This window comes from Streptomyces sp. PsTaAH-124 (assembly GCF_000373685.1).
Classification (GTDB): domain Bacteria; phylum Actinomycetota; class Actinomycetes; order Streptomycetales; family Streptomycetaceae; genus Streptomyces; species Streptomyces andamanensis.
Window position 1 is genome coordinate 31,374 of record NZ_KB892167.1, and the last position, 25,440, is coordinate 56,813.

A 25,440-nucleotide genomic window follows, 5' to 3' on the forward strand; every position below is an offset into this window, starting at 1 on the left:
GTCTAGTCCACTCACGTGGTGTAGACCTATCGTGTCCGCATGGTGAACACGAGACGGTTGGGGCGGGAACACAGTGCAGCGGCGTAGAGCAGGAATGATCGCGGCAGTGTCCGCACTGGGCATGACCTCGGTCCTCGGCGGCTGCGGGAGCACGGGCTCCTCCGACGTCACGCTCAAACTGGTCGCCGCCGACTACGGCGACTCCCCGGCCGACAACTCCCAGAAGTACTGGGACAAGCTCGCCCGAGCATACGAGTCCCGGCACTCCGGCGTGAAGATCGACGTCAAGGTCTATTCGTGGACCGACGTCGACCGCAAGGTCAAGGAGATGGTCGACGCCGGTGACCCGCCGGACCTGGCCCAGATCGGCGCGTACGCCGACTACGCCGCCCAGGACCGCCTCTACAAGGCCGACGACCTGCTCTCCATAGCCGTGCAGGCCGACTTCCTCGACCAGCTCTCCGACGCGGGCCAGGTGCGCCACCTCCAGTACGGCATCCCGTTCGCCGCCTCCACCCGGGTGCTCTTCTACAACAAGACCCTCTTCGACCAGGCGCACCTCACCCCGCCCAAGTCGTGGGACGACCTCGCCGCGGACGCCGAGGCGCTGAAGGCCAAGGGCGTGAAGTACCCCTACGCGCTGCCGCTCGGCCCCGAGGAGGCGCAGGCCGAGACCATGCAGTGGCTGCTCAGCGGCGGCGCCGGGTACACCGACGACATCGGTACGTACACCATCAACTCCCCGCAGAACGCCGAGACCTTCACCTGGCTGCGCGACGAGCTGGTCGGCAAGGGCCTGACCGGCCCCGTCGCACCCGGCAAGCTCAACCGCGCGGACGCCTTCGACGCCTTCGCCAAGGGCCAGGTCGGCATGCTCAACGGCCACCCCACGCTGATGAAGAAGGCCGCCGAGGCGGGCGTGCGGTTCGGCATGGTGCCGGTGCCGGGCAAGAACGGCACGCCCAAGGCCACCATGGGCGTCACCGACTGGATGATGGCCTTCAAGAAGGGCGGCCACAAGAAGCAGATCGGCGAGTTCCTCGACTACGTCTACAGCGAGAAGAACGTCCTCGACTTCTCCCGCGAGTACGACCTGCTGCCCGTCACCACCTCCGCCTCCGAGGCGATGGCCGAGGCGCCGCAGGACAAGAACCTGTGGCCCTTCCTCCAGGAACTGTCGCTGGCCCAGCTCTACCCGGCGGGCAAGACCTCCTGGGCCCAGGTCAGCGCCGAGGTCAAGAAGCGCATCGGCGGCACGGTGGCCCCCGGCGGCGACCCCACCGGCGTGCTCAACCAGCTCCAGACCGCGGCCTCGGAGGCGGAGGCCAAGGAGAACGCGCGCTGAGCCCGGCCGCCCGGCACCGCGCCGCCCGGCGCCGTGCCGCGGCGGCTGTCGGTGGCGGCGGTTACGGTGCCCGTATGGACGCGGACGACGAACCGGGCGGCGGACCGGAGCAGGTACCCGGGCGGCACCTCGCGCGCCGGGAGCGGGACATCCTCGCCCTGGAGCGCCGGGGCTTCACCGGGCCGGGCCTGAAGGAACGCGCGATCCGCGAGGAGCTGGGCCTCTCCCCGGTCCGCTACTACCAGCTGCTCAACGCGCTGCTCGACGACCTGCGCGCGCTGGAGCACGACCCGGTGACGGTCAACCGGCTGCGCCGGGTGCGCGACGCCCGCCGGTCCGAGCGCTGAGACCCGGCGCCGCCGAGGAGTGGGCCGCGCCGTGTGTGGATAGGTTCGGCACATGGGCCACGACACGGACTCGACCGACCCCGTTCCCGACGCACCCGCGCTGCCCGAGCCCGCCACACAGGCCGGGCGGGACGGGCTGGCCGCGCTGCTGGCGCGGCCCGAGCGCGCGGTGATCGCGCTCGACTTCGACGGCACCCTGGCGCCGATCGTGCCCGACCCGGACCGGGCCAGAGCGCATCCCGAGGCGCTCCCGGCGCTCGCCGCGCTCGCCCCCGAGGTGGCCGCCGTGGTGGTGGTCACCGGCCGCCCCGCCGGGGTCGCCGTGCGCAACGGCGGCTTCGCCGGTGTCCCCGGCCTCGACCACCTCGTCGTCCTCGGCCACTACGGCGCCGAACGCTGGGACGCGGCCACCGGGGAGGTGACCGCCCCGGACCCGCATCCCGGGGTCGCCGCCGTCCGGGCCGAGCTGCCCGGCTTCCTCGACCGGATCGGCGCCTGGCAGGGCACCTGGATCGAGGAGAAGGGCCGCTCCCTGGCCGTGCACACCCGCCGCGCCGAGGACCCGCAGGCCGCCTTCGAGGCGCTGCGCGGCCCGCTCGCCGGTCTCGCGGCCCGCCACGGACTGATCGTCGAGCCGGGCCGCATGGTCCTCGAACTGCGCCCGCCGGGCATGGACAAGGGCGTCGCCCTGCTGGAGCACGTCCGCGCCCTGGGCGCCGGCTCCGTGCTCTACGCCGGTGACGACCTCGGCGACCTGCCCGCCTTCACCGCCGTCGACAAGCTGCGCTCCGACGGCCTGCCGGGCGTCCTGGTGTGCAGCGGCAGCGCCGAGGTCACCGAACTCTCCTCACGGGCCGACCTGGTGGTGCCGGGCCCGGAGGGAGTGGTGCGCCTGCTGGCCGCCCTGGCGGCCCGTATGTGAGCGGCGGGCGGACGTGGGCTCAGCCCGCGTCCAGTTCCCTCAGCTGGTCCAGGAACCACCGGGCCGGAGGCAGGGCGGTCGCCGCGGCGGCCAGCCGCCCGGAGCGCTCGGCCCGCTCCGCCACCGGCATGGTGAGCGCCGTGTGCAGGGCCTCGGCGGTGCCGACGACGTCGTACGGGTTCACCGTCACCGCGTCCGGGCCCAGCTCGGCGAAGGCGCCCGCCTCTCGCGACAGGACCAGCGCGCACCCGGCGTCGGAGACGACCGGTACCTCCTTGGCGACCAGGTTCATGCCGTCGCGGATGGGGTTGACCAGCGCCACGTCCGCGATCCGGTAGGCCGCGAGGGAGCGGGCGAAGTCGTCCTCGACGTGCAGCAGCACCGGCCGCCACCCGGGCGTGCCGTACCGCTCGTCGATCTCCTCGGCCAGCCGCCGCACCTCGGCCGTGTACTCCCGGTAGACGGCGAGGTCCTGGCGCGAGGGGTAGGCGAAGGCGACGTGCACCACCCGCTCGCGCCACTCGGGGCGCTCTTCCAGCAGGTGCCGGTAGGCCAGCAGCCCGCGGACGATGTTCTTGGACAGCTCGGTGCGGTCCACCCGGACGACCGTCCGGCGGGGGCCGCCGTCCGGGGCCGTGCCGATCTCCTCGCGCAGCAGCGCCATCCGCTCCTTGACGTCGGCGCGGTGGGCGCGCTCGCGCAGGAACTCCGCGTCCGCGCCGAGCCCGTGCACCCCGAGCCGGGTGCCGCCGAGCCCGTCCGTCAGGGCCTCGCAGCACTGGGCGAAGGCGTCCGCCCACCGCTGGGTGAGGAAGCCGAGCCGGTCCGCGCCCAGCATGCCGCGCAGCACCTGGCGGGCGATGTCGTCGGGGAGCATCCGGAAGTAGTCGACCGGCGCCCACGGGGTGTGCGAGAAGTGCCCGATGCGCAGATCCGGCCGGAAGTCGCGCAGCATGCCCGGCACCAGCGTCAGGTGGTAGTCCTGCACCACCACGGCCGCGCCCTCGGCGGCCTCCTCCGCGAGCGCCTCGGCGAAGGCGCGGTTGTACGCCTCGTACGACGCCCATCGCCGCCGGAACTCCGCGTCGAAGACGGGCTCCAGCGGGGTCTGGTAGAGCATGTGGTGGACGAACCACAGCACCGAGTTGGCGATGCCGTTGTAGGCGTCGGAGAAGACGTCCGGGGCGATGTCGAGCATCCGGACCCGCTGTCCGCCGGTGTCCCCGGCGGGCAGCCTGCGCCCGTCCTCGTAGCGCCGTACGGCCTCGCGGTCGGCGTCGCCGAGCGCGGCGCACACCCACACCGCGCCCGCGTCCGGGCCGATCGCGGACAGACCGGAGACGAGTCCGCCGCCGCCGCGTCTCGCGTGCAGCGAACCGTCCTCGCCGAGCTCGTACGAAACGGGTCCGCGATTGGACGCGACCAGCACCTCGGCACCGTGCGTTGCAGCCATGGTCCTCAACCTAGCCCGGCCCCCGATCGCTCAAACGTGCGCGGCGGCGGGCCGGTGCGGATTTCGCCGCCCGCCGACTTGTAAAGGAACTGTGAAGACCCGGAAGATGTGCGGTGCATGTCAGTGATCTCCGTCCCGTGCCGTGCGCGGGACGGTCTGTGAGGGGTGGGGTTCCATGCAACTTCTGCGCGTGCGCCGGATCGCCGGCACCGCGGCGCTGCTCGCCGCCGGTGTGCTGGCGCTGGCCGGCTGCGACGACGACTCCGGGACGCCGGCGGCGCACTCGGCACCGGCCACGGCCACCGCGGCGGCCGGCAGCGCCGCTCCGGAGCCGTCCGGGGAACCGGCGACGGAGTCGGCGAGCCCGCGGCCCGCCGCGTCCGCCACTCCCGCCCCGGCCGCCACCCTGCGCGACTACACCGGCTCCGGCGTCGGCGCGGCCGTCGCCGCGGCGCGGGCCGGCGGCCTGCGCTACGCCGTCCATCTCCAGGGCACCGGCCGGAGCGCCTCCTCCTGGGGCGCCGCCGAGAAGGTCTGCGAGCAGCGCGCCGACGGCGGCGCGGTGACGTTCACCGTGGCGCGCGACGGCCGCGACTGCGCCGGTGAGCCGCTGCACACCCCGGCCCCCGCGAAGACCGCCTCCGGCGGCGGCAGCGGCGGCGGGAACAGCGGCGGTGGCGGCACGACCGGCGGCAGCGGCGGCGGGAACAGCGGCGGCGGCAGCAAGGCGTGCGCCCTCACCAGCCCGGCCGGCAACTGCTACGCCGACGGCCAGTTCTGCGCCGCGCGGCACCACGGCATGAGCACCTACGGCAAGGGCGGCGAGTACCTGACCTGCGCACAGGACGGCGCGGGCCGCTGGCGCTGGTCCGACGGCGTGGCCGGCTGACGGGGGCGGCCCCGGCGCGGCGGGCCGCCGGTCAGGCGACCCGCCGGGCCGCGTACTCCGCGATCTCGCTCATCGGCGGCCGTTCCTCGGTGTCGACTGAGTACGTGCGCGGCTCGAAGCCGTCTGCGCCGCGCTCGAACTGCGTGAGCGAGGGGCGCACCAGATGGCCGCGGGCCAGCCGGAGCTGGGCGGTGCGGTAGATCGCGGCGGACATCCGGCCGAGCGCCTGCCCGTCCTGGTGGCGGTGGAGGCGCTCACCGACGTCGACCTGGGCCAGCGCGTCCAGGCCGACCAGGTGCAGCGCGTCCACGAGCATGCCCAGCTCGACGCCGTAGCCGACCGGGAACGGCAGCTGTTCGAGCAGGGAGCGGCGGGCCGCGTACTCGCCGCCCAGCGGCTGCACAAAACCGGCCAGCTGCGGCCAGTGCATGTTCAGCAGCGGCCGGGCCATCAGCTCGGTGACCCGGCCGCCCTGCCCGGCGGCGGTACCCAGCGGCCGGTCGTACATGGCCTTGACCAGCTGGACGCCGGGGTCGGTCAGCAGCGGGCCGACGATCCCGGTGACGAAGTCGGCGGAGAACTCGCGCAGATCGGCGTCGACGAAGCAGACGACGTCCCCGCGGGTCACCAGCAGCGAGCGCCACAGCACCTCGCCCTTGCCGGGCACGGCGGGGATGCGCGGCAGGATGGTGTCGCGGTGCACCACCCGCGCGCCCGCCGCGGCGGCCACCCGCGAGGTGCGGTCGGTGGAGCCCGAGTCGACCACGACGAGTTCGTCGACCAGCGGCACCCGCGTCATCAGCTCGCGGCGGATCACGGCGACGATGTCCCCGACCGTCTCCTCCTCGTTCAGCGCGGGCAGCACCACGCTGACTGTGGCGCCGCTCGCGCGTTTGGCGGCCAGGACGCCGGGGAGCGGCCGGTCGGCGACGGACCAGGAACGTGTCCTCAGCCAGCGCTCGACTTCTTCCAGCACGGTCGGTGGCTCCTCACTCCTGCGCGGCACTCCCGCGCGGCTCGCTGCGGCCTGCGGTACGGACCGGATCACATCATCGTGTGATCTGTCTCGCGGTTCGGACGACGGTCTCTCGCTGTCCTGGCCGTCGGTTACAGTCTTGAACAACGCGGACGACCGTCGCATGCCGGGGTCGCCGCGACCCACAATCGAATACCGCTCATCCAGAGGGGCAGAGGGACACGGCCCGATGAAGCCCCGGCAACCCTCCAGCCGGTCTCGTACCGATCGCCGTCGCGCGGTCGCCACCGCGAGGCTCCCGGCTCGGGAAGGTGCCAATTCCGTCTCACGGCGAGATGCGTCGTGGGGAAGATGAGGAGAAAGGGCCTCGCCTCCATGGCTGTGCAGACAGTTGCCACCAGCACCGACTCCACCGTCGACCTCGGTCCCGCCGCGGCGCTCAGCTGCCGCGAGTGCGGTCACCGCGTGCCCCTCGGCCCGGTCTTCGCCTGCGAGGAGTGTTTCGGCCCGCTGGAGATCGCCTACGACTTCTCGGGCTACGACACCGAGGAACTGCGCGGGCGGATCGAAGCGGGCCCCGCGAACATCTGGCGCTACGCCCCGCTGCTGCCCGTCCCCGCCGACGTGGCCGGCAAGCCGAACATCAACCCCGGCTGGACCAAGCTCGTCCAGGCCGACCGCCTCGCCGCCGAACTCGGCGTCGACCCCGGCAAGCTGTTCGTCAAGGACGACTCCGGCAACCCGACGCACTCCTTCAAGGACCGCGTCGTCGCCCAGGCGCTGGAGGCCGCCCGCGCCTTCGGCTTCACCACCCTGTCCTGCTCCTCCACCGGCAACCTGGCCGGTGCCGTCGGCGCCGCCGCCGCCCGCGCCGGACTGCGCTCCTGCGTGTTCATCCCGCACGACCTGGAGCAGGGCAAGGTCGTCATGGCCGCGATCTACGGCGGCGAACTCGTCGGCATCGAGGGCAACTACGACGATGTGAACCGCTTCTGCTCCGAGCTGATCGGCGACCCGGCCGGCGAGGGCTGGGGCTTCGTGAACGTCAACCTGCGGCCGTACTACGCCGAGGGCTCCAAGACGCTGGCGTACGAGATCTGCGAGCAGCTCGGCTGGCGGCTGCCCGACCAGATCGTCGTCCCGATCGCCTCCGGCTCCCAGCTCACCAAGGTCGACAAGGGCCTGCGCGAGCTGATCGCGCTCGGCCTGGTCGAGGACAAGCCGTACAAGATCTTCGGCGCCCAGGCCGAGGGCTGCTCGCCGGTCTCCACCGCCTTCAAGGCCGGACACGACGTGGTGCGCCCGCAGAAGCCGGACACCATCGCCAAGTCCCTCGCCATCGGCAACCCGGCCGATGGCCCCTACGTCCTGGACATCGCGCGCCGCACCGGCGGCGCCGTGGAGGACGTGACGGACGAGCAGGTCGTCGACGCGATCAAGCTGCTGGCCCGCACCGAGGGCATCTTCGCGGAGACCGCGGGCGGGGTGACGGTCGGCGTCACCAAAAAGCTCGTCGAGAGCGGTCTGCTCGACCCGTCGAAGACCACCGTCGTGCTCAACACCGGTGACGGCCTCAAGACCCTGGACGCGGTGGCCGGTACCGGTCTGACCGCCACCATCCGCCCCACCCTGGACTCCTTCCGAGAGGCTGGCCTCGCATGAGCGTGACCGTTCGCATCCCCACCATCCTGCGCACCTACACCGGCGGGCGGGCCGAGGTGAGCGCCGACGGCGCCACCCTCGCCGAGGTCATCTCCGACCTGGAGAAGAACCACACGGGCATCGCCGCGCGCGTCCTGGACGACCAGGGCAAGCTGCGCCGCTTCGTCAACGTCTACGTCAACGACGACGACGTCCGTTTCGAGCAGGGCCTGGAGACGGCCACCCCGGACGGCGCGGGCGTCTCGATCATCCCGGCGGTCGCCGGCGGCTGATCATTACCGTCGGTAATGACGGTGATCGGAGTATCCGGTGAATTGCCCCCTCCGCGGGAGAAGCGGAGGGGGCAATTCCATGTGATTGAGCGCGGTAGAGTTGGGGAAGGCGCCCCGGATCTCCCGGTCGAGCGCCCCTTGATTTCTGCCGCCCGCCGATGAGAAACAGCCAAAATCCGCGGGTATTTTGCGGCTTTTGCGGTGTTTATGGGGCCCGACTTGCCCGGGGTTCGGCTGAATTCGCGTCACATTCCGGACCGCTCCCGCCCGGATTTCTCGTCCGATTGACCTGTTGCAGACGGCAGTTGGACAGATACATTCAGCCGCGGTCGACGCGTTCCGGCGCACGCCCCCGATTCACGGGCGGTGAGGTCTGACCCGGATCCGCGAAGTGCGGATCTGTGCAAGGGCCAGTAATAGGGGAGTTAGGCATGGCTCAGGGCACCGTCAAGTGGTTCAACGCGGAGAAGGGGTACGGCTTCATCGCGGTCGACGGTGGTGCGGACGTCTTCGTCCACTACAGCGCGATCCAGATGGACGGCTACCGCACGCTGGAAGAGGGCCAGCGGGTCGAGTTCGAGATCTCGCAGGGTCAGAAGGGCCCGCAGGCCGACATGGTTCGCGTCACCGCCTGAACGTACGTCACGCGAAGGGCCCACACCTTGCCGGGTGTGGGCCCTTCGTCCTGCCCGCCGGGCCCCGCCCCCTCCCCTCTGTTCGCCTCCGGCTGATCCCGGCCGGTCGAGGCGCGCTCCCCGCCAGAGGCGCTTGCACTCGACCATGCCGAGTGCTAATCATTGGCGTTAGCACTCTGAAGGTGAGAGTGACAACGAGGACCGGGTCGGTGAGGCCCGCAGGCCGGGTGGGGCAAGGAACCACGAGGCCGGCGAGCCGTCCGTCGCGGGCGCGGGCGCGGTCCGAAGGAATCACCCCCAGTCCTGGAGGGACCACTTCACATGGCCAAGATCATCGCGTTCGACGAGGAGGCACGGCGCGGCCTCGAGCGCGGCATGAACCAGCTCGCGGACGCCGTCAAGGTGACGCTCGGCCCCAAGGGTCGCAACGTCGTCCTCGAGAAGAAGTGGGGCGCCCCCACGATCACCAACGATGGTGTCTCCATCGCCAAGGAGATCGAGCTCGAGGACCCGTACGAGAAGATCGGCGCCGAGCTGGTCAAGGAAGTCGCCAAGAAGACGGACGACGTTGCCGGCGACGGTACGACCACCGCGACCGTGCTGGCCCAGGCCCTGGTCCGCGAGGGCCTGCGCAACGTGGCCGCCGGTGCCAATCCGATGGCCCTGAAGCGCGGTATCGAGAAGGCCGTCGAGGCCGTCTCCGCCGCCCTGCTCGACCAGGCCAAGGAGGTCGAGACCAAGGAGCAGATCGCCTCCACCGCCTCCATCTCCGCCGCCGACACCCAGATCGGCGAGCTGATCGCCGAGGCCATGGACAAGGTCGGCAAGGAAGGCGTCATCACCGTCGAGGAGTCGCAGACCTTCGGGCTCGAGCTCGAGCTCACCGAGGGCATGCGCTTCGACAAGGGCTACATCTCCGCCTACTTCGCGACCGACATGGAGCGCATGGAGGCGGTGCTCGAGGACCCGTACATCCTCATCGCCAACTCCAAGATCTCCTCGGTCAAGGACCTGCTCCCGCTCCTGGAGAAGGTCATGCAGTCGGGCAAGCCGCTGCTGATCATCGCCGAGGACGTCGAGGGCGAGGCCCTGTCGACCCTGGTCGTCAACAAGATCCGCGGCACCTTCAAGTCCGTCGCCGTCAAGGCCCCGGGCTTCGGCGACCGCCGCAAGGCCATGCTCGGCGACATCGCCATCCTCACCGGCGGCGAGGTCATCTCCGAGGAGGTCGGCCTCAAGCTGGAGAACGCCACCCTCGACCTGCTGGGCAAGGCCCGCAAGGTGGTCATCACCAAGGACGAGACCACCATCGTCGACGGCGCCGGCTCCTCCGAGCAGGTCGGCGGCCGGGTCAACCAGATCCGCGCCGAGATCGAGAACAGCGACTCGGACTACGACCGCGAGAAGCTCCAGGAGCGCCTGGCCAAGCTCGCGGGCGGCGTGGCCGTCATCAAGGCCGGTGCCGCCACCGAGGTGGAGCTGAAGGAGCGCAAGCACCGCATCGAGGACGCCGTGCGCAACGCCAAGGCGGCCGTCGAGGAGGGCATCGTCGCCGGTGGTGGCGTGGCCCTGCTCCAGGCCTCCCAGGTGTTCGAGAAGCTGGAGCTGGAGGGCGACGAGGCCACCGGTGCCGCCGCCGTCAAGCTGGCCCTGGAAGCCCCGCTGAAGCAGATCGCCGTCAACGCCGGCCTCGAGGGCGGTGTCGTGGTGGAGAAGGTGCGCAACCTGACCCCGGGCCACGGCCTGAACGCCGCGACCGGCGAGTACGTCGACCTGGTCGGCGAGGGCATCATCGACCCGGCGAAGGTGACGCGCTCCGCGCTCCAGAACGCCGCGTCGATCGCCGCGCTGTTCCTCACCACCGAGGCCGTCATCGCCGACAAGCCGGAGAAGGCCGCCGCGGCCGCTCCGGGCGGCATGCCGGGCGGTGACATGGACTTCTGATCCGCCCGCGGATCAGCCCGTCCCTGCCGAGGGCGGCACTCCCTGGAGACAGGGGGTGCCGCCCTCGGGCGTTTCCGGGGCGACCGCCCGCGGCCGGGACTCGTCGGCCGCAGCCGGGCGCAGCCGGTTCCCGGGCTCTCCGGCAGCGACCCCGCTCAGCTCTTACGCGCGCTCAGGACGCAGAACTCGTTGCCCTCCGGGTCGAGGAGGGTCACCCAGTGCTGCCCGTCCCGCGCGGTGTCGGCGCGCCGGGCGCCGAGGGAGAGCAGCCGCGCGACCTCGGCCTCCTGGTCGTCGGGGCGGAAGTCGGGGTGCAGCCTGTTCTTCGCCGTCTTGCCCTCGGGGACAGGCACGAAGAGGAGGCCCGGCATCCGGTCCGGCTCGGGCCGGATCTCGATGATCTCCTCGGACTCGTCGACCACGACCCAGCCGAGGGCCTCGGCCCACCAGCGCCCGAGAGCGACGGGGTCGGCGGAGTCGACGATGATCTGTTCCCATTCCAGTGCCATGGGCCTGAGCATAGGCAGACCGGCGAACCACGCCGCAGAGTCTCCGGCCGTCGCCCATTTAGCTTGCTTAAGTCAATCAAGTCGAATTATGGTTGCTTGAGTCAAGTACCCCTGCCCTCCCGGAGACCTCTTCCATGTCCGACGCACCCGCCCGGCCCACCGCCGCCGAGGCCCTGCCCAGACCCAACGCCATCGTGGCCGTCCTGGCCTTCGGCGGCATCGTGGTCTCGCTGATGCAGACCCTGGTGATCCCGATCGTCTCGGAGCTGCCGAAGCTGCTGCACGCCTCCGCGTCGGACGCCGCGTGGGTCATCACCGCCACACTGCTCGCCGCGGCCATCGCGACCCCCGTCATGGGCCGCCTCGGCGACATGTACGGCAAGCGCCGCATGCTGCTGCTCAGCCTCGTCATGCTGGTGGCCGGCTCGGTCGTCGCCGCGCTCAGCGACTCCCTTGCCCCGATGGTCGTCGGCCGTGCCCTCCAGGGCCTCGCCTCCGGGGTGATCCCGCTCGGCATCAGCATCATGCGCGACGAACTGCCCGCCGAGCGGCTCGGCTCGGCGACCGCGATGATGAGCGCCTCGCTCGGTGTGGGCGGCGCCCTCGGGCTGCCCGCCGCCGCGGTCATCGCCGAGAACTTCGACTGGCACATGCTCTTCTGGGCCTCGGCGGTCCTGGGCGCCGTAGCGGCGGTCCTCGTGCTGCTGCTCGTACCGGAGTCGAAGGTGCGCTCCGGCGGCCGGTTCGACGCCGTGGGCGCCCTCGGCATGGCGGCGGGCCTGATGTGCCTGCTGCTCGCGGTCTCCAAGGGCGCCGACTGGGGCTGGGGCAGCGGCTCCACGCTGGGCCTGTTCACCGCCGCCGTGGTGATCCTGCTCGCCTGGGGCGCCTTCGAACTGCGCGTCCAGGCACCGCTGGTGGACCTGCGCACCACGGCCCGCCGCCAGGTGCTGATGACCAACCTCTCCTCCATCGCGATCGGCTTCGCGATGTTCTCGATGTCCCTGGTCATCCCGCAGCTGCTCCAGCTGCCCTCGCAGACCGGCTACGGCCTCGGCAAGTCGCTGCTCGCCACCGGCCTGGTCATGGCGCCCTCCGGGCTGGTGATGATGGCGGTGGCCCCGTTCTCGGCGGCCCTGTCCCGGGCCCGCGGCGCCAAGGTGACCCTGATGACCGGCGCGCTGATCGTGGCCGCCGGATACCTGCTGAACATCGTCCTGATGGACCAGGTGTGGCACTTCGTGCTGGCCCCCTGCGTCATCAGCGCGGGCATCGGCTTCACCTACGGGGCGATGCCCACCCTCATCATGGGCGCCGTGCCCGCCTCCGAGACGGGCGCCGCCAACAGCCTCAACACACTGATGCGGTCCATCGGCACCTCCACCGCCAGCGCGGTCGCCGGTGTGGTCCTCGCCCATCTGACCACCCGGTTCGGCCCCTACGAGCTGCCCTCGGAGAACGGCTTCCGTACCGTCCTCGCGCTGGGCGCGGGCGCCGCCCTGCTCGGCTTCGTCATCGCCGCCTTCATCCCGGGCCGGCGCACCGCCCCCGCCCCGGGCGCCCCGGGCGCGGCGGACCCGGCGGCGCGGGTCGCCGGTACCGGGGCGGTCGGACCGAAGGGCTAGCCAGGGCCTGCCCGGCCGACCGCCCCGGGGGCCCTCACAGGTTGCCCATCGGTTCGATGTCCACCCGTACCGGCGTCCCCCAGGTGCGCACCACCTCGTAGTCGGTGAACTCGTGCACCAGGCGGTAGGCCGCCGCCGCGTGCGGGCCGCGCCGCTGGGCCGCGACGAACAGCTCCGCCTCGCGCCGGTCCCGGCGCGGGGTGCCGCACAGCTGCCACTCCCGGCCGTTCCACAGCTCCGGCAGCCAGCGCTGCTGGGGCTGCGGGCGGTCCTCGCGGACGCCGTAGCGGGAGGAGGCGGTGCCCGAGCCCGGCCCGGAGGCGGGGCGCGAGCCGCCGTCGTACCGGTCGCGGCGGGCCGCGCGGCGGCGGGTCTCGCACAGCAGGCACAGGTCGGGGGCGTCCTCGTCGACCGGCCCGGTCGGATGCTCGGCGCACCGCGTCGAGGGCCGGTCCTGCGAGACGCTCTCCTCCAGCAGGTCCAGCGCCCGCCGCAGATCCGCCTTCACCTCGTGCAGCCGCGCGGCCGGGGTGTCGGAGGCCAGCTCCTCACCGTGCTCCCCGATCACCCGCAGGGCCCGTCCGAGAGCGGTGAGCTGTGCGTGGTTCATACCGGCCAGCGTCGCACACCTCACCGGTCCCGGACGCCGGCCCCCGGGACCTCAGCCCATGCTCTTCGCGCCGTCCAGGGCCTCGCGGACGATGTCGGCGTGCCCGGCGTGCTGCGCGGTCTCCGCGATGATGTGCAGCAGCACCCTGCGGGCCGACCAGCGCGCGCCGGGCTCGGACCAGGGCGCCTTGGGCAGCGGGTGGTCGGCGTCCAGGTCGGGCAGCGACACGACCAGCTCGTCGGTGCCGAGGGCCGCCTCCGCGTACGCGGCCAGCACCCCGTCCAGGGTGTCCCCGGGCAGCATGCGGAACTCGTCGGCCCGCCGGGCGAAGTCCGCCTCCGTCAGCGCCGAGAAGTCGGGCATCGCGGAGGGGCCCTGCTCGATGAAGGCCGTCCAGCTGCGTTCGACCGCGGTGACGTGCTTGATCAGGCCGCCCAGGCACAGTTCGCTGACCGTGGTGCGCCGCCCGGCCTCCTCGTCGGTGAGGCCGCGGGCGGGGAAGGTCAGGAAGTGGCGCTGCTTGGCCAGCGCCGCCAGCAGATCCGCGCGCTCGCCGGTGACGGCCGCCCGGTCGGTGCGCACGGTCTCGTTCTGCGTGGTCTCGGTCATGGCCGGCCCTCCGTGGTGTCCTGTCCCGTGTTCCTTCGTACGTGCACCACGGTAGGACCGCTATAGGTCGGATCGTGTCCTAGATCGGCTCCGGGGCGCGGGTCGGGGCCGGGGCAGCGAGTCTCAGGCCCTAGACCGCGGGGACGCCGTGGCCGGTCTCCGGTCCGCGCGCGTCCGGGGCCGCCAGCGCGGCGCGCAGATGGCCGCCGGACTCCGTGAGCAGGCGGGCCGCCGTCGGTCCGTCGACCCCGGCGAGCAGCACCAGGATGGCGTCCTTCACCTCGCCGTCGGTGGCCGTCAGCGCCCGCTCGATCTCCTCGTCCGGCGCCCCGGTGGCCAGCGCCACGATGCGGCGCGAGCGGGCGCGCAGCTTCTCGTTGGAGGCGCGCACGTCGACCATCAGGTTCCCGTACGTCTTGCCCAGCCGGATCATGGTGATCGTCGACAGCATGTTCAGGACGAGCTTCTGCGCCGTGCCCGCCTTCAGCCGGGTCGAGCCGGTGAGGAGCTCGGGACCGGCCACGATCTCGATGCCGTGCTCGGCGGCGGCGGCCAGCGCGCTGTGCGCGTTGCAGGCCAGGCCGATCGTCAACGCGCCCCGCGCGCGGGCGTGTTCGACCGCTCCGATCGCGTACGGGGTCCGCCCGGAGGCGGAGATGCCGACCACCGTGTCGTCGGCGGTCAGGCCCAGGGCGTCCAGCGCCTCCACGGCCAGTTCCCTGGAGTCCTCCGCGCCCTCGACCGACGTCACCATCGCCTCACGGCCGCCCGCGATCAGCCCGACGACCTGGGCCGGGTCGGTGTTGAAGGTGGGCGGGCACTCGGAGGCGTCCAGCACCCCGAGCCGCCCGGCCGTGCCCGCGCCCGCGTAGATCAGCCGGCCGCCGCGCGCCATCCGCTCGGCCACCGCGTCGATCGCGGCGGCGATCTGCGGCAGCCGCTCGGCGACGGCGGCGGGCACGGCGGTGTCCTCGGCGTTCATCAGCCGGGCGATCTCCAGCGTGGGCAGCCGGTCGATCTCGGACAGCTCGGGACGGAACGCCTCGGTCGTCAGCGACTCCAGCTCGGCGCGCAGCCGGCCGTAGGGCGAGGGGGAGTGGGAGGTGGAGGTCATGAGGGGTGGCTCTCTCCGTGCGTGCGGTGCGGGTGCGGGTGCGGTGAGGGTGCGCCGGAGCGGCGGTGCGGGCGGTGCCGGTGGGCTCGGCGGTATGGACGGTGGTGGTGCCGTCCGTCCCGGCCGCGAGGCCGGTCCGGGCCGGATGTGCGGCCCGGAGGGGGCGGCCCGGAGCGGGCGGGGCGGGAGCAGGGCGGTCGGAGCGGGGCTCGCAGCGGACGGTCAGGAGCGCTGGGATCCGCCGCGTGGGCTGTGCCGGTGCGCCAGGGCCTCGTAGGACGCCGCGAGCGCGGGCGCCGCCGTCTCGTACGTCCGCTGCGCCACACCGACGAACAGGCAGTCCACGACCAGCAGTTGACTGGTCCGGGAGGACATCGCGGCCGGGCGCAGCTCGCTCTCCCGGGAGGTGGCGGTGGTCAGCACGTGGTCGGCGTACTGGCTGACGGGCGCGTCGGGGCGGCCGGTGATGGCGACGGTGGTCGCACCGCGCTCGAAGGCCACCCGCAGCGGCTCGATCACGTCGCCCGTCGAACCCGAATGGGTGATCGCGATGGCCACGTCGCCCGAACGCAGCTGCACCGCGTTGGTGACGGCCAGGTGCGGGTCGCTGTGGGCGTGCGCTATCAGCCCTATGCGCAGCAGCTTCTGGGTGAGGTCCTGGGCGACCAGGCCGGAGGCGCCGATGCCGTACACATCGGTGCGGCGGGCACCGGCCAGGGCGGCGACGGCCGCGCCGAGCTGGACCGTGTCCAGTCCGGCGGCGGTGTCGGCGAGGGTCTGCTGCTCCTCGTAGGCCAGTTTGGCGACGACGTCGGCGATGGGGTCGTCCACCGCGATGTCGGTCGTGATGGCGGGGGCGCGGCCGGACTGCTGCTGGGCGGCGAGGCCCGCGAGCGCGAGGCGCAGATCGCGGTAGCCGGGGTAGCCGAGCAGCCGGGCGGTCCGTACGACGGTGGCCTCGCTGGTGCCGGTCAGCTCGGCGAGACCGGTGACGGTCAGGGCGGCGCAGCCGGCCGGGTCGTTCGCCACGGCCTCCGCGACGCGCTGCATGGAGCGGGTCATGGACGGCGCGAGCGTGCGCACCTTGGCGGCGAGGGCGGCGGGCGCGGGCGGGGCCAGGCCCGCGGGGGTGCCCGAGCCTGCGAAAATTTCCTTCACGTCCTGGGTCACATATGAAAGATATTTTCTGTCCGGTGTGCGGTCAAGAGTGCGCGACGGCGCACCCGCGCACGCCGACGGTCCGGATGCGCACAATGGAGCCATGGAATCCCTCAGCCCCCTGGAGCAGGCCCTGCACGCCGCGCGCGCCCTGGTCCTCGCCGATCTGGTCGCCGGTGAGGTCGCCGACGCGGACGTCGTCTCGCTGGTGGAGGAGTCCGTCGTACAGCGCCGCTGGTGGGTGGAGCAGTGGCCGGACGGCTCCCGGTACGTGGCCGGGCTGGTCGCGCAGGACGTCCAGGACGCCCTGCTGGAGCGGTACGGCCGCTGGCCGCTGTGCCCGGTGTGCGGCTACGGCGACCCGCACGCCCTGGACGTCGAACCCGAACTCGGCCCCGACCCGCACTGGGTGTGCGCGCAGGCGGGCGTGAAGGTCGCGCCGGTGGGCGCACTGGCCCGCGCGTTCGGCGGGAAGCCGTCGTCGTGACCGTCTACATCGACCCGCCGTCCTGGCCCGGCCACGGCCGTCTGTGGTCGCACCTGGTCAGCGACGACTCCTACGCCGAACTGCACCGCTTCGCCGCCGCCCTGGGCGTGCCCGGACGCGCCTTCGAGCGCGACCACTACGACCTGCCCGCCCACCGCTACCCGGACGCGGTGGCCGCCGGAGCCGTCGAGGTCGGCAGCCGCGAGGTGGTGCGGCTGCTGCACGCCTCGGGACTGCGGCGGCGCAAGCGGCACGGCCCCGCCTGAGCCGCGGCCCCCACCGGGCGGCGGCCGTCAGCGGGCCGCGGGCACCGGGCTGTGCACGGTGCAGGTACGGCCCTTGCCGTCCGGCCGGGTCCCGCACGCCCAGGCTTTCTGGGCGCCGCTCAGTTCGGTCATCGGGGAGTACACGTCGTTGCCCCAGTGCACCGGGCTGGCCTCGCTGGTGCCCCCGGAGTTGTTCACGTCGACGACCGCCCTGGGCTTCGCGTAGGTGATCCGCCCCCAGGCCGCGCCGCACGCCCTGCTGTAGCGGAGTTCGATCACCATCTCCTCGTTGCGGATCAGGGCGAGCGTCTGCCCGTCCCGGGAACACCCCATGGCTGCCGGGTCCTTGGCCGTGCAGCCGGCCCGGGTGCAGCCGACCGGGTCGGCGTACGCGGACATGGCGGTGTCGGCCGTACTGCCGCTGTCCGTCCTGCCGCCCGAGCGGTCCGTGGCGTAGTGGACGGCCGCGAAGGCCCCGGCCGCCAGCACCGCGCACGCCGCGGCCACGGCACCGATCAGCCGCGCCGACCGCCACCGCCGGGGCCCGCGGACGGAGTCCGCGACGGGGAGGGAGTCCGCGACGGGGAGGGAGTCCGCGACGGGGAGGGAGGCCGGTGCGCCCGCTGCCTCCGGCCCGGCCGTCCCGGGCTCCGTACCCGTCTCGGTCCCCGCCGACTCCCCTTCCCCCTCGGTGAGTTCCCCTTCCGGGCCCGACCCGACCGCGGAGCGCAGCAGTTCGGCCCGGTCCCACAGCTCCAGCAGCGGACCCGCGTCCGTGCGCACGGCCTCGGCGAAGCTCTCCACCGCGCCGCGGGGCGGGAACTGCTTCCCGTTGATCCACCGTTCCCAGGACGACTTCGAGTAGTGGGTGAGGGCGCCGATCCGGACGTAGCTGAGCCCCGACCGCTGCTTCAGCGACAGCAGTTCCGCGTGCAGCGCGGCTGCGGGATCCGGCGGAGACGGGGATACGGGGAGATCTCTGTCGCTCTCGCTCACTGTGGGCCCATTCGCTGATGGACCACCTGGACGGACCGAAGACACAGCGGCGGACCGGCGCCCCCGCCGGTCCGTTGATGGAACTGCCCCCCGAACCAGCCCCGGTGCTCCGGTCCTGAAATTCGAGAGGAAGCATACTGCCGCCGCGACACGCCGCCTCGGCGGCTCGCGTCGCGGCGGCGGGACGCGCGCCCCGCACGCCGCGGTTCAGCGTGCGGGGCACGGCCTTGACGGCGTCGCCCGGGCCGCCTCCGGTGACGGCCGGAGGCGCGGTCAGGCTCCGGCGGGCGAGACGATCGCGTAGGCGCCGCGCGTGGCCGGGACGAAGTGGCGGCGCATCACCTGGTCGTCGGAGTTGCCCTCGATGGTGTCGACGGTGCCGTCCGCGTTGGCCTTCTCGATGATGCCGACGTGCACGCTGGTGCTGGTGTTCTGCGGGCCGGAACCGAAGACGATGGCGTCACCGGGCTGCGGGTCGCTCAGACCGCTGTGCAGCGTGCCGTGGTTGCGTCCGTAGTAGTAGAAGTCGCCGCTGAAGGCGGTGCTGAAGCTGATCCCGGCCTGCCGCCAGGTCCAGCTGGCGAACAGCGCGCACCACGCCTCGCACGGGCCGTACGGGTTGCAGTTGGCGCCCCACTCGTGCACGCCGAGCTGGGAGCGGGCGGCCTGGACGATCTTGTCCCGGGCGCTGCCGGACAGCGGGGGGACGGTGGGCGTGCCGCCGCTCTCGCCCCCGGGGCTGCCACCGCCCAGCTCGCGGGCGATGCCCATGGACGCCATGGTCACGGGCCCGGCGATGCCGTCGGCGTCCAGGCCGTGTGCGCTCTGGTAGGTCTTGACCGCGTTGAGGGTGGCGGTGCCGTAGTCGCCGTCGGCGGGGGTGCCTGCCTTGCTCTGCACCTGCTGCACCTTCGCGGAGAGCGCGGCGTCGGTCTGCGGTCCGGCGATGCCGTCGACGGACAGCGCGTTGTCGCTCTGGAAGGACAGCACCGCGTCCTTGGTGGCGGGGCCGTAGATCCCGTCGACGCCGTTCGCGGCCAGATAGCCGAGGCCCGCCAGGTTGCGCTGGAGCAGCTTGGTGTCCGCGCTGGTGCCGGTGCCGCTGGAGGTGATGCGGTCGATGTTCATCGCGCCCATGGTCAGGGGCCCGGCGATGCCGTCGGCGTCCAGGCCGTGCGCGCTCTGGTAGGTCCTGACCGCGTTGAGGGTGGCGGTGGCGTAGTCGCCGTCGGCGGGGGTGCCTGCCTTGCTCTGCACCTGCTTCACCTTCGCGGTGAGCGCGGACAGGGTGGCGGGTCCGGCGTCGCCGTCCGCGTCCAGGCCGTTGTCGCGCTGGAAGTGGCGCACCGATTCCGTGGTCCGGCTTCCGTAGACGCCGTCGACCCCGCTGAGCGGGGCGTAGCTGAGGCCGGCCAGGTCGCGTTGGAGCAGGCGTACGTCGGTCGCCGCGTGGGCCTGCCCCGCCGTCGGGCCGAGCAGCAGTCCGGCCAGGACCGCGGCGAGGGCGAGCACCAGCGCGGCGGCGCGGGCGCCGCCCGCCTGTCCGGGTGCGCGGAGGATCGTTGTGGGCACGGGAACTCTCTCCCTGAAGTCCCGGGACGGGCCCGGGTGGGACGGACGAAGGAGTGGGGGGTGCCGGCCGGCGACCCCCATCCTTGGCCACGGCAGCACCGTCCCACCAGTGCGAACGGCGTCCTGGGACGTCATCTGGGACGCGTCCCGCCGCTGACCCGCGGGGCCGCCCGCGACCGGTGCGAGCGGACCGCCCCCGCGTGGGCCGGACGGCCCGTCACCCGTCGCCCCTCCTGTGGAACAGCCCTGACGACAGCGGGCGGTGACCAGGTGTCATGAACCTCGTCGCCGCCCGCAGGAGCGCGCGAGGCGTGCGAGACGCGCGAGACGCTCGCCCCGCACGGCCTTCCCGGCCGCACGCCCGTACGCCCTTACCTCCGCACGCCCGTGTGTTTTTACGTCCCGCACGGCCTTGCGCCCTGACGTCAGTCCTCGGGCCCCCGATCCCCGGACACCGCGCGCTCGCCGGACGCGCTCGGCGGCTGCTCGGTCAGGGCAGCAGTTCGAAGCCGAGCAGGCCGTCCGCGTCCTGGGCGGGCAGGTATCCGGCGCGGGTCACCACCCGCTGCGAGGGCCCGTTGTCCGGCTCGATCAGCGCGATCAGCCGCCGTACGCCGTCACGCGCCAGCGCCCACGCCGACAGCGCACGCAACGCCTCGGTGGCGTAGCCCCGGCCGCGGGCGGAGGGCGCGAGGTCGTAGCCGACCTCCGCGCAGCCGTCCTCGTCGGGCGCGCCGTGGAAGCCCATGCCGCCGACCGCGCGCCCGTCCTCGCGCCGCACCAGCACGAACAGGCCCCACTCGGCCCGGTGCACCCCGCTCTCGTACGCCTTCACGGTCATCCCGGCGGCCTCGCGCGTCCCGCGCCACGGGCCGTCCTCGACCCAGCGGAACCCGCCGTCGCCACCGGCGGCCAGATCCCGCGCGGCGGCGGGGACGACGCTGCGCAGGACGAGGCGGTCGGCGGCGACCTCGGGCGGATTGACCCAGCGCCACCCGGACACCGGCGCGCGGCCGGGCAGTTCGCCGCGGCCGGTGGCCCACAGCAGCGTCGGCCAGGGGGCATCGGCGGGCCGCACGTGCGGGAAGAGGCGTTCGAGCACGCCCGCGGCCAGTTCGGCGGGCGGCTCGTAGGAGAGGCCCAGACCGGCGGTGATGTCATGGGTGTGCAGCAGCATCTCGGCCACCGCCATCGCGGTGAAGCCCTCGCGGTCCGCGCCGCGGAAGGGGTACGGGTGGAAGGCGCGCACATCGGCCGGGGTGGTGCGGACGGTGGCGGCGAGCAGCGCGCCGGTCGTCACGATCACGTCCAGCACGTCCGCGTTGCCGGTCCCCTCGTCGAGGGTGATCTCGAACGGGACGTACGCGCTGCCCGCCCGCCCGGCCAACTGCCCGGCGTAGGCGAGGAGATCGCCCGCCACATGCTCCGCCGTCTGCCGGCAGTCCCACTCCAGCCGTCCGGCGGGCACGCCGTCCCACTCGCGGTCCACCGCCGTGCGCAGCACCGCGACGGCGTCGGCGACGGCCCGCTCCACCTGTTCCCCACCCCATGGCTCCATGGGCGCAGGGTAGGGGCGGCGACGCCCTCAGAGCGACAGCATTTCCAGCTCCGAGGCGAGGTTGTAGCGGGCCGTCGCCTCCCAGTGCCGCTGGCCGTAGGGGGTGCGGAACAGCAGCGGCCGGCCGAGGAGGCGGCGCAGGATCGCGGCCCGGCCCTCGCGGAAGGCGTCGGCGGGCACGAAGTGGTACTCCTCGCGGACGGCGGCCGTGTAGGCGGCGTACGCGGACGGGGGCGCGGCCAGGACCGCCAGGTCGGCGTCGCACAGGACCTGGCCGTCGCGGTCGTCGGCGGCCGGGTCGTGGGCGGTGGTCAGCCGCACCAGCCGGGCCACTTCCGCCGTCGTCCCGGCCGGCACCCCGGCCTCCGTCAGCGCCCGCTCGGCCAGCCGGGCGGAGCGCTCCTCGTTCTCGGACCGCTCGGGCAGGTAGACCGCGTCGTGGAACCACGCGGCCAGCCGCACCGTGTCCGGTGCGGCGGCGTACTCCTCCAGCACGTCGACGTGGTCCAGGACCGCGTCGAGGTGGGTCAGTGTGTGGTAGCGCCGCTGCGGCTCGCGCCAGCGGGCGATCAGACGGTCGGCGTACGGGACGGGGTCCGGCCCGCCGGCGGGGCCGCGGGCCCCTTCCAGGGCGCGGGCCCACCGGATGCGCAGGGCTTCGGTGTCGACGTGATCGGCCATGCGCTCATTCTCCCGTCGCGGGACCGGCCGTAACCCCTAGCGTGGGGACCATGACTTCTGCTGACCTGCACGAGGTACGCGATCCGCACCTGCCCGGACGGCTGCTCGCCATGGAACGTGACGCGCTGATCCCGCTGCTGCGGGCGCGGTCGGCGGCGGACTTCGCGCTGCCGACCGCCGCGTGTCCGGGCTGGACGGTGCGCGATGTGCTCGCGCACTGCTCCGCCGCGCTGACCAGGGTGGTGGAGAATCGTTTCGAGGAGGGCGTGTTCTCGCCAGAGTGCAATGAGCGGGACATCGCGGAGCGGGCGGAGTGGACGGACGGCCGGGTGGTGGACGAACTGGAACGCGGCATGACGGAGGCGGGTGCGGTGATCGCCCGGTCCGACGGGGCGCTGGACGGGCTCGCGCTGGGCGAATGGGTGCACGCCGGTGATGTGCGCGAGACCTTCGGTGCGCCGGGCGCGTACGCCGGAGCCGCCCTGTCCTGCGCGCTTCCGCTGCTCGCCCGGGTCACCCGGATCAAGCGCCGGCTGCCGCTGCACGCCGATCTGGACGACGTCGACGAGCCGCTGCGCCTCGGTGACGTGCGCGCCGCGCGTCCCCCGGCCCGCTACATCGGGGACGCGGCCACCCTGGTCCGGCTCTGCACCGGCCGCCCGCTGCCCGCCTCGGGCTACGAGCTGGCGGGCGCGGAACAGGCCGAGCTGAACATCTTCGGGTGACCGGTTCTGCGCCGGGGCCGCCATCCGGCGTACCCTGATATTGGACTAGACCTGTCAAGCCCCAGGGGAAACCGAGGAAAGGGGTCCTATGAGCATGCGTGCAGTCCTGGAGGTGATCGCCCTCGACGCCGAGGACGCGGTCGCCGCCCAGGCCGGAGGCGCGGACCGCCTCGAGCTGGTCACCGACATGGCGGCCGACGGGCTGACCCCGCCGGTGGCCACCGTCGCCGCGATCCGCGCCGCCGTCGACATCCCGCTGCGCGTGATGGTGCGGCTCGCGGACGGCTTCTCCTCGGGCGGGGCCGGGGGCGTGGACAGGCTGGCCGAGGTGGTCGGCGACATGCGGGCCGCGGGCGCCGGGGAGTTCGTGTTCGGGTTCCTCGACGGGGACGGCCTGGTGGACATGGCGGCCGTGGAACGCGTGGTCACCGCGCTGGACGGCTGCCCGTGGACCTTCCACCGGGCCATCGACAGCTCCGCCGACCGCGACGCCGTGCGCAAGCAGCTGGACGGACTGCCCGGCCTGGACACGTACCTGACCGCGGGCGCGGCGGGCGGCGTGGACGAGGGCCTGCCCACCCTGGTCGCCGAGGCGGCCCGCGGCGGGGAGCCCGGCTACGAGCAGCGGATCATGGTCGGCGGCGGGCTGCGCCTGGAGCACGTGCCGCCGCTGCGCACCGCCGGGATCGACGCCTTCCACATCGGCGGCGCCGCCCGGTCCGGCGGCTGGTCCGGCGCGGTCTGCGCCGACGCGGTCGCCCAGTGGCGCTCGGTCCTCGACGGCCTGAGCGCGCAGCAGCTCGCGGTCTGAACGGCGGACCGGCGCGGCGCGGGGCGCTCCGCGCGGGGGCGGGACGCCACGTGTGCACGGCGGCGCGGGCCGCGCCCTTGTCCGGTGCGGCCCGCGCCGTCGTGCTGCCGGGGCCCGGCGCGGCCGCCGGGCGGCTCAGACCAGCTGCCGCGGGAGCGGTGCCGTGTGGGTGACGATCAGACCGGAGACGGCACGGGTGAGCGCCACGTACAGGCGGCGCAGGCCGGTCCGCTCGTCCGGTTCGCCGTCCACCACGGCCTGCGGGTCGTCCAGGACCACGTAGTCGTACTCCAGGCCCTTGGCGAGGGACGCCGGGACCAGGGTGAGCCGGGTCTCGGCCGTCGTCTCCTCACCGGGGGAGAGGTGGGTCAGACCCGCCGCCGCGAGGGCCTCGGCCAGCGCGGGGATCCGGGCGTCGGCCGCGATCAGACCGGTCGAGCCCTCGTGGCGCAGCAGCTCCTCGCAGGCGGCGACCACGTCGGTGTCCCCCTCAGCCGCCCGGATCCGGAAGAAGCCCGGGTTCTCGCGGACCGAGGCGACCGGGGTGAGGCCCGGCGCGATGTGCGGCAGCAGCCGGGAGGCGTACGTGATGACGTCCGTCGGCACGCGGAAACCGGCCGTCAGCTCCTCGATCACGCCCTCGCTCTTGCCGAGGTGGGCCAGCGCCTCCTCCCAGGTGCGGGTCGCCCACGGGGTGGTGCCCTGCGCCAGGTCGCCCAGCACGGTCGCCGAACCGGTGGTGCAGCGGCGGCCGACCGCGCGGTACTGCATGGGGGACAGGTCCTGCGCCTCGTCCAGGACCACGTGCCCCAGGGAATGGGTGCGCTCCACCAGATCGGTGGCCTCGTCGATCAGCACGGTGTCGGCCGCCGACCACCTGGCCGACTTCACCGACCGCACCGGCTTCGCCCACAGGATCGTCTTCTGTTCCTCCTCGGTGAGGATCCCCTCGGCGTGCGCGGCCAGGAAGTCCGCGTCCGTGAGCAGCCGCAGCACCAGTTTCGCCGGGTCGACGGGCGGCCAGACGGCCTTGACGGCGGCCTTCACCGCCGTGTTGCGGGCCACGGTGTCCTGCACCCGGTCGTCGGGCGCCTCGCCCGCCCGCTCCATCTGCACCAGCACGGCGTGCGCGACGCGCTGCGGCAGGGCCTCGCGGGCGGCGCCGTAGCGGATGCCCCGGTCCAGCAGCTCCTTGACGATCTCCTCCAGCTCGTACGCCGCGACGCGCCACCGGCGGGAGCCGCGGACCACCACGACCGGCTCGGTGGGCAGCGTGACGTGCGAGTACAGCGCCCGGCGCAGCACCTCCGCCATCCGCGCGTCGCCCTTGACCAGCGCCGCCGCCGCGTCGTCCGTGCCGCGCACCTCGGCGTGGGCCACCAGGTCGTCCACGGTCGCCTGCTGCACGGCCAGCTCGCCCAGGGCCGGAAGCACCTGCTCGATGTAGTGCAGGAAGGAGCGGTTCGGGCCGATGACGAGGGTGCCGGTGCGGGCCAGGCGGTCGCGGTGGGCGTAGAGGAGGAAGGCGACCCGGTGCAGGCCGACGGCGGTCTTCCCGGTGCCGGGGCCGCCCTGGACGCAGACGGTGCCGGACAGGCCGGAGCGCACGATCTCGTCCTGCTCGGGCTGGATGGTGGCCACGATGTCGCGCATGGGACCGACGCGCGGGCGTTCGATCTCCTGCTGGAGCAGCTTGCTGGTGACCGTGGCCCCCGCCGGGTCGGCCGGGTCGGACAGGTGCTCGTCCTCGTAGGCCGTGAGGTCACCGCCGGTGTAGCCGAAGCGGCGGCGCAGGGCGACGTCCATCGGATCCTTCTTCGACGCCCGGTAGAACGGCTGCGAGACGGGCGCGCGCCAGTCGATGACCATCGGGTCGCCCTCGGTGTCGTGCACATGCCGCCGCCCGATGTAGAAGCGCTCGCCCTCCGCCCCTTCTGCCTGGTCGGCGCCCGGGGCGTGCAGGTAGTCGAGGCGGCCGAAGAAGAGGGGGGTGTCGCTCAGGTCGGCCAGTGCCTTGATGCGCTCGTCGATCTGGCGGGCGAGCACCTCGGCGTTGACCCAGTTCGCGCTGACGTCGCGGATGTCGAGCGACTCGACGTCCGCGCGCATGGTCCGCAGGGCGGCGCGGGAGGCGGCCAGATGGGACCGCTCGCGGCCGAGCGGATCGTCCGCGGCGGGCGCGGGCGCGGGCGCGGTGGCAGCGGTGGAGGCCGCGGGGGTGCCGGTGGGACGTGCGGCGGGGTCGGTGGGCGTGGACGACGACAAGGCGGTGCC

The 25,440-nt window shown here is 73.3% G+C and carries 25 protein-coding genes and 1 riboswitch; of the genes, 13 read left to right on the forward strand and 12 right to left on the reverse strand.

Going from position 1 to position 25,440, the window contains the following annotated elements:
- Positions 1-94: 94 nt before the first annotated feature.
- From B086_RS0114000 to otsB, 3 genes are all read left to right on the forward strand, one after another.
- Positions 95-1,345, forward strand: a complete 1,251-nt coding sequence (locus tag B086_RS0114000; RefSeq protein ID WP_037873485.1) for an ABC transporter substrate-binding protein — start codon at positions 95-97, stop codon at positions 1,343-1,345.
- A 74-nt stretch (positions 1,346-1,419) separates the two neighbouring features.
- The gene (locus B086_RS0114005) at positions 1,420-1,692 is read left to right on the forward strand and encodes a DUF3263 domain-containing protein (protein WP_018567043.1); all 273 of its coding nucleotides are present in this window, start codon (positions 1,420-1,422) and stop codon (positions 1,690-1,692) included.
- Between the two features lie 52 nt (positions 1,693-1,744).
- Positions 1,745-2,614 carry a trehalose-phosphatase gene (gene otsB, locus B086_RS0114010; protein ID WP_018567044.1) on the forward strand — a complete coding sequence of 290 codons (870 nt, stop codon included), beginning with the start codon at positions 1,745-1,747 and terminating at the stop codon, positions 2,612-2,614.
- 19 nt (positions 2,615-2,633) lie between these two features.
- Here the strand turns inward: otsB and B086_RS0114015 are convergent, their stop codons facing one another.
- Complete coding sequence (locus tag B086_RS0114015; RefSeq protein WP_078531083.1) at positions 2,634-4,067, reverse strand: alpha,alpha-trehalose-phosphate synthase (UDP-forming); 1,434 nt, start codon at positions 4,065-4,067, stop codon at positions 2,634-2,636.
- Between the two features lie 175 nt (positions 4,068-4,242).
- On the opposite strand from B086_RS0114015, the gene B086_RS44985 reads away from it, so the two are divergent.
- Positions 4,243-4,956 carry a hypothetical protein gene (locus B086_RS44985; RefSeq protein WP_018567046.1) on the forward strand — a complete coding sequence of 238 codons (714 nt, stop codon included), beginning with the start codon at positions 4,243-4,245 and terminating at the stop codon, positions 4,954-4,956.
- 31 nt (positions 4,957-4,987) lie between these two features.
- On the opposite strand, the gene B086_RS0114025 is transcribed toward B086_RS44985, so the two are convergent.
- On the reverse strand, positions 4,988-5,932 hold the full coding sequence (locus B086_RS0114025) for a glucosyl-3-phosphoglycerate synthase (RefSeq protein WP_018567047.1): 945 nt from the start codon (positions 5,930-5,932) through the stop codon (positions 4,988-4,990).
- A gap of 196 nt (positions 5,933-6,128) precedes the next feature.
- Positions 6,129-6,290, forward strand: a riboswitch (SAM riboswitch).
- Between the two features lie 17 nt (positions 6,291-6,307).
- Between B086_RS0114025 and thrC the strand changes: the two genes are divergently transcribed.
- From thrC to groL, 4 genes are all read left to right on the forward strand, one after another.
- A complete protein-coding gene (gene thrC, locus B086_RS0114030) occupies positions 6,308-7,594 on the forward strand; it encodes a threonine synthase (protein ID WP_026252408.1) in 1,287 nt (428 codons plus the stop codon).
- A complete protein-coding gene (locus B086_RS0114035) occupies positions 7,591-7,866 on the forward strand; it encodes a MoaD/ThiS family protein (RefSeq protein WP_018567049.1) in 276 nt (91 codons plus the stop codon). Before thrC ends, B086_RS0114035 begins: the two co-directional genes overlap by 4 nt.
- A 431-nt stretch (positions 7,867-8,297) precedes the next feature.
- Positions 8,298-8,501 (forward strand): cold-shock protein, encoded by a 204-nt coding sequence (locus B086_RS0114040; RefSeq protein WP_004986573.1) that lies wholly within the window; start codon positions 8,298-8,300, stop codon positions 8,499-8,501.
- A 321-nt stretch (positions 8,502-8,822) separates the two neighbouring features.
- Positions 8,823-10,445, forward strand: coding sequence for a chaperonin GroEL (groL, locus tag B086_RS0114045; RefSeq protein ID WP_018567050.1), 1,623 nt, complete (start codon positions 8,823-8,825; stop codon positions 10,443-10,445).
- 155 nt (positions 10,446-10,600) lie between these two features.
- Here the strand turns inward: groL and B086_RS0114050 are convergent, their stop codons facing one another.
- Positions 10,601-10,954: a VOC family protein gene (locus B086_RS0114050; protein ID WP_199785699.1), complete on the reverse strand. Its 354-nt coding sequence runs from the start codon at positions 10,952-10,954 to the stop codon at positions 10,601-10,603.
- 134 nt (positions 10,955-11,088) lie between these two features.
- Here B086_RS0114050 and B086_RS0114055 point away from each other — a divergent pair, with 134 nt between their 5' ends.
- Positions 11,089-12,579, forward strand: a complete 1,491-nt coding sequence (locus B086_RS0114055) for an MFS transporter (RefSeq protein WP_018567052.1) — start codon at positions 11,089-11,091, stop codon at positions 12,577-12,579.
- Between the two features lie 34 nt (positions 12,580-12,613).
- On the opposite strand, the gene B086_RS0114060 is transcribed toward B086_RS0114055, so the two are convergent.
- The 4 genes from B086_RS0114060 to B086_RS0114075 all read right to left on the reverse strand — a co-directional run bounded on the left by B086_RS0114060 (position 12,614) and on the right by B086_RS0114075 (position 16,082).
- Positions 12,614-13,189 carry a hypothetical protein gene (locus B086_RS0114060; RefSeq protein WP_018567053.1) on the reverse strand — a complete coding sequence of 192 codons (576 nt, stop codon included), beginning with the start codon at positions 13,187-13,189 and terminating at the stop codon, positions 12,614-12,616.
- Positions 13,190-13,240: 51 nt separating this feature from the next.
- The gene (locus tag B086_RS0114065) at positions 13,241-13,798 is read right to left on the reverse strand and encodes a DinB family protein (protein ID WP_018567054.1); all 558 of its coding nucleotides are present in this window, start codon (positions 13,796-13,798) and stop codon (positions 13,241-13,243) included.
- A 130-nt stretch (positions 13,799-13,928) separates the two neighbouring features.
- A complete protein-coding gene (gene murQ, locus B086_RS0114070) occupies positions 13,929-14,912 on the reverse strand; it encodes an N-acetylmuramic acid 6-phosphate etherase (protein WP_018567055.1) in 984 nt (327 codons plus the stop codon).
- Positions 14,913-15,134: 222 nt separating this feature from the next.
- Positions 15,135-16,082 (reverse strand): MurR/RpiR family transcriptional regulator, encoded by a 948-nt coding sequence (locus B086_RS0114075; RefSeq protein ID WP_018567056.1) that lies wholly within the window; start codon positions 16,080-16,082, stop codon positions 15,135-15,137.
- 91 nt (positions 16,083-16,173) lie between these two features.
- Here B086_RS0114075 and B086_RS0114080 point away from each other — a divergent pair, with 91 nt between their 5' ends.
- Together B086_RS0114080 and B086_RS0114085 are read left to right on the forward strand one after the other, a co-directional pair.
- The gene (locus tag B086_RS0114080) at positions 16,174-16,557 is read left to right on the forward strand and encodes a hypothetical protein (protein ID WP_018567057.1); all 384 of its coding nucleotides are present in this window, start codon (positions 16,174-16,176) and stop codon (positions 16,555-16,557) included.
- A complete protein-coding gene (locus B086_RS0114085) occupies positions 16,554-16,823 on the forward strand; it encodes a DUF4031 domain-containing protein (protein WP_018567058.1) in 270 nt (89 codons plus the stop codon). Before B086_RS0114080 ends, B086_RS0114085 begins: the two co-directional genes overlap by 4 nt.
- Positions 16,824-16,850: 27 nt before the next feature.
- Here B086_RS0114085 and B086_RS0114090 read toward each other — a convergent pair whose 3' ends face one another.
- The 4 genes from B086_RS0114090 to B086_RS0114105 form a co-directional block, all read right to left on the reverse strand.
- Entirely contained in the window at positions 16,851-17,819 is a 969-nt protein-coding gene (locus tag B086_RS0114090; RefSeq protein ID WP_026252410.1) for a helix-turn-helix domain-containing protein, read from the reverse strand.
- 273 nt (positions 17,820-18,092) lie between these two features.
- Positions 18,093-19,391 carry a peptidoglycan-binding protein gene (locus B086_RS41950; RefSeq protein ID WP_018567059.1) on the reverse strand — a complete coding sequence of 433 codons (1,299 nt, stop codon included), beginning with the start codon at positions 19,389-19,391 and terminating at the stop codon, positions 18,093-18,095.
- A 490-nt stretch (positions 19,392-19,881) separates the two neighbouring features.
- Entirely contained in the window at positions 19,882-20,925 is a 1,044-nt protein-coding gene (locus B086_RS0114100) for a GNAT family N-acetyltransferase (RefSeq protein ID WP_018567060.1), read from the reverse strand.
- A 51-nt stretch (positions 20,926-20,976) separates the two neighbouring features.
- Positions 20,977-21,630, reverse strand: a complete 654-nt coding sequence (locus tag B086_RS0114105; protein WP_018567061.1) for a hypothetical protein — start codon at positions 21,628-21,630, stop codon at positions 20,977-20,979.
- 50 nt (positions 21,631-21,680) lie between these two features.
- On the opposite strand from B086_RS0114105, the gene B086_RS0114110 reads away from it, so the two are divergent.
- Complete coding sequence (locus tag B086_RS0114110) at positions 21,681-22,355, forward strand: maleylpyruvate isomerase family mycothiol-dependent enzyme (RefSeq protein ID WP_026252411.1); 675 nt, start codon at positions 21,681-21,683, stop codon at positions 22,353-22,355.
- An 88-nt stretch (positions 22,356-22,443) separates the two neighbouring features.
- Positions 22,444-23,166: a copper homeostasis protein CutC gene (locus B086_RS0114115; RefSeq protein ID WP_018567063.1), complete on the forward strand. Its 723-nt coding sequence runs from the start codon at positions 22,444-22,446 to the stop codon at positions 23,164-23,166.
- 135 nt (positions 23,167-23,301) lie between these two features.
- Here B086_RS0114115 and B086_RS0114120 read toward each other — a convergent pair whose 3' ends face one another.
- Positions 23,302-25,431 carry an ATP-binding domain-containing protein gene (locus tag B086_RS0114120; protein ID WP_018567064.1) on the reverse strand — a complete coding sequence of 710 codons (2,130 nt, stop codon included), beginning with the start codon at positions 25,429-25,431 and terminating at the stop codon, positions 23,302-23,304.
- Positions 25,432-25,440 lie beyond the last annotated feature (9 nt).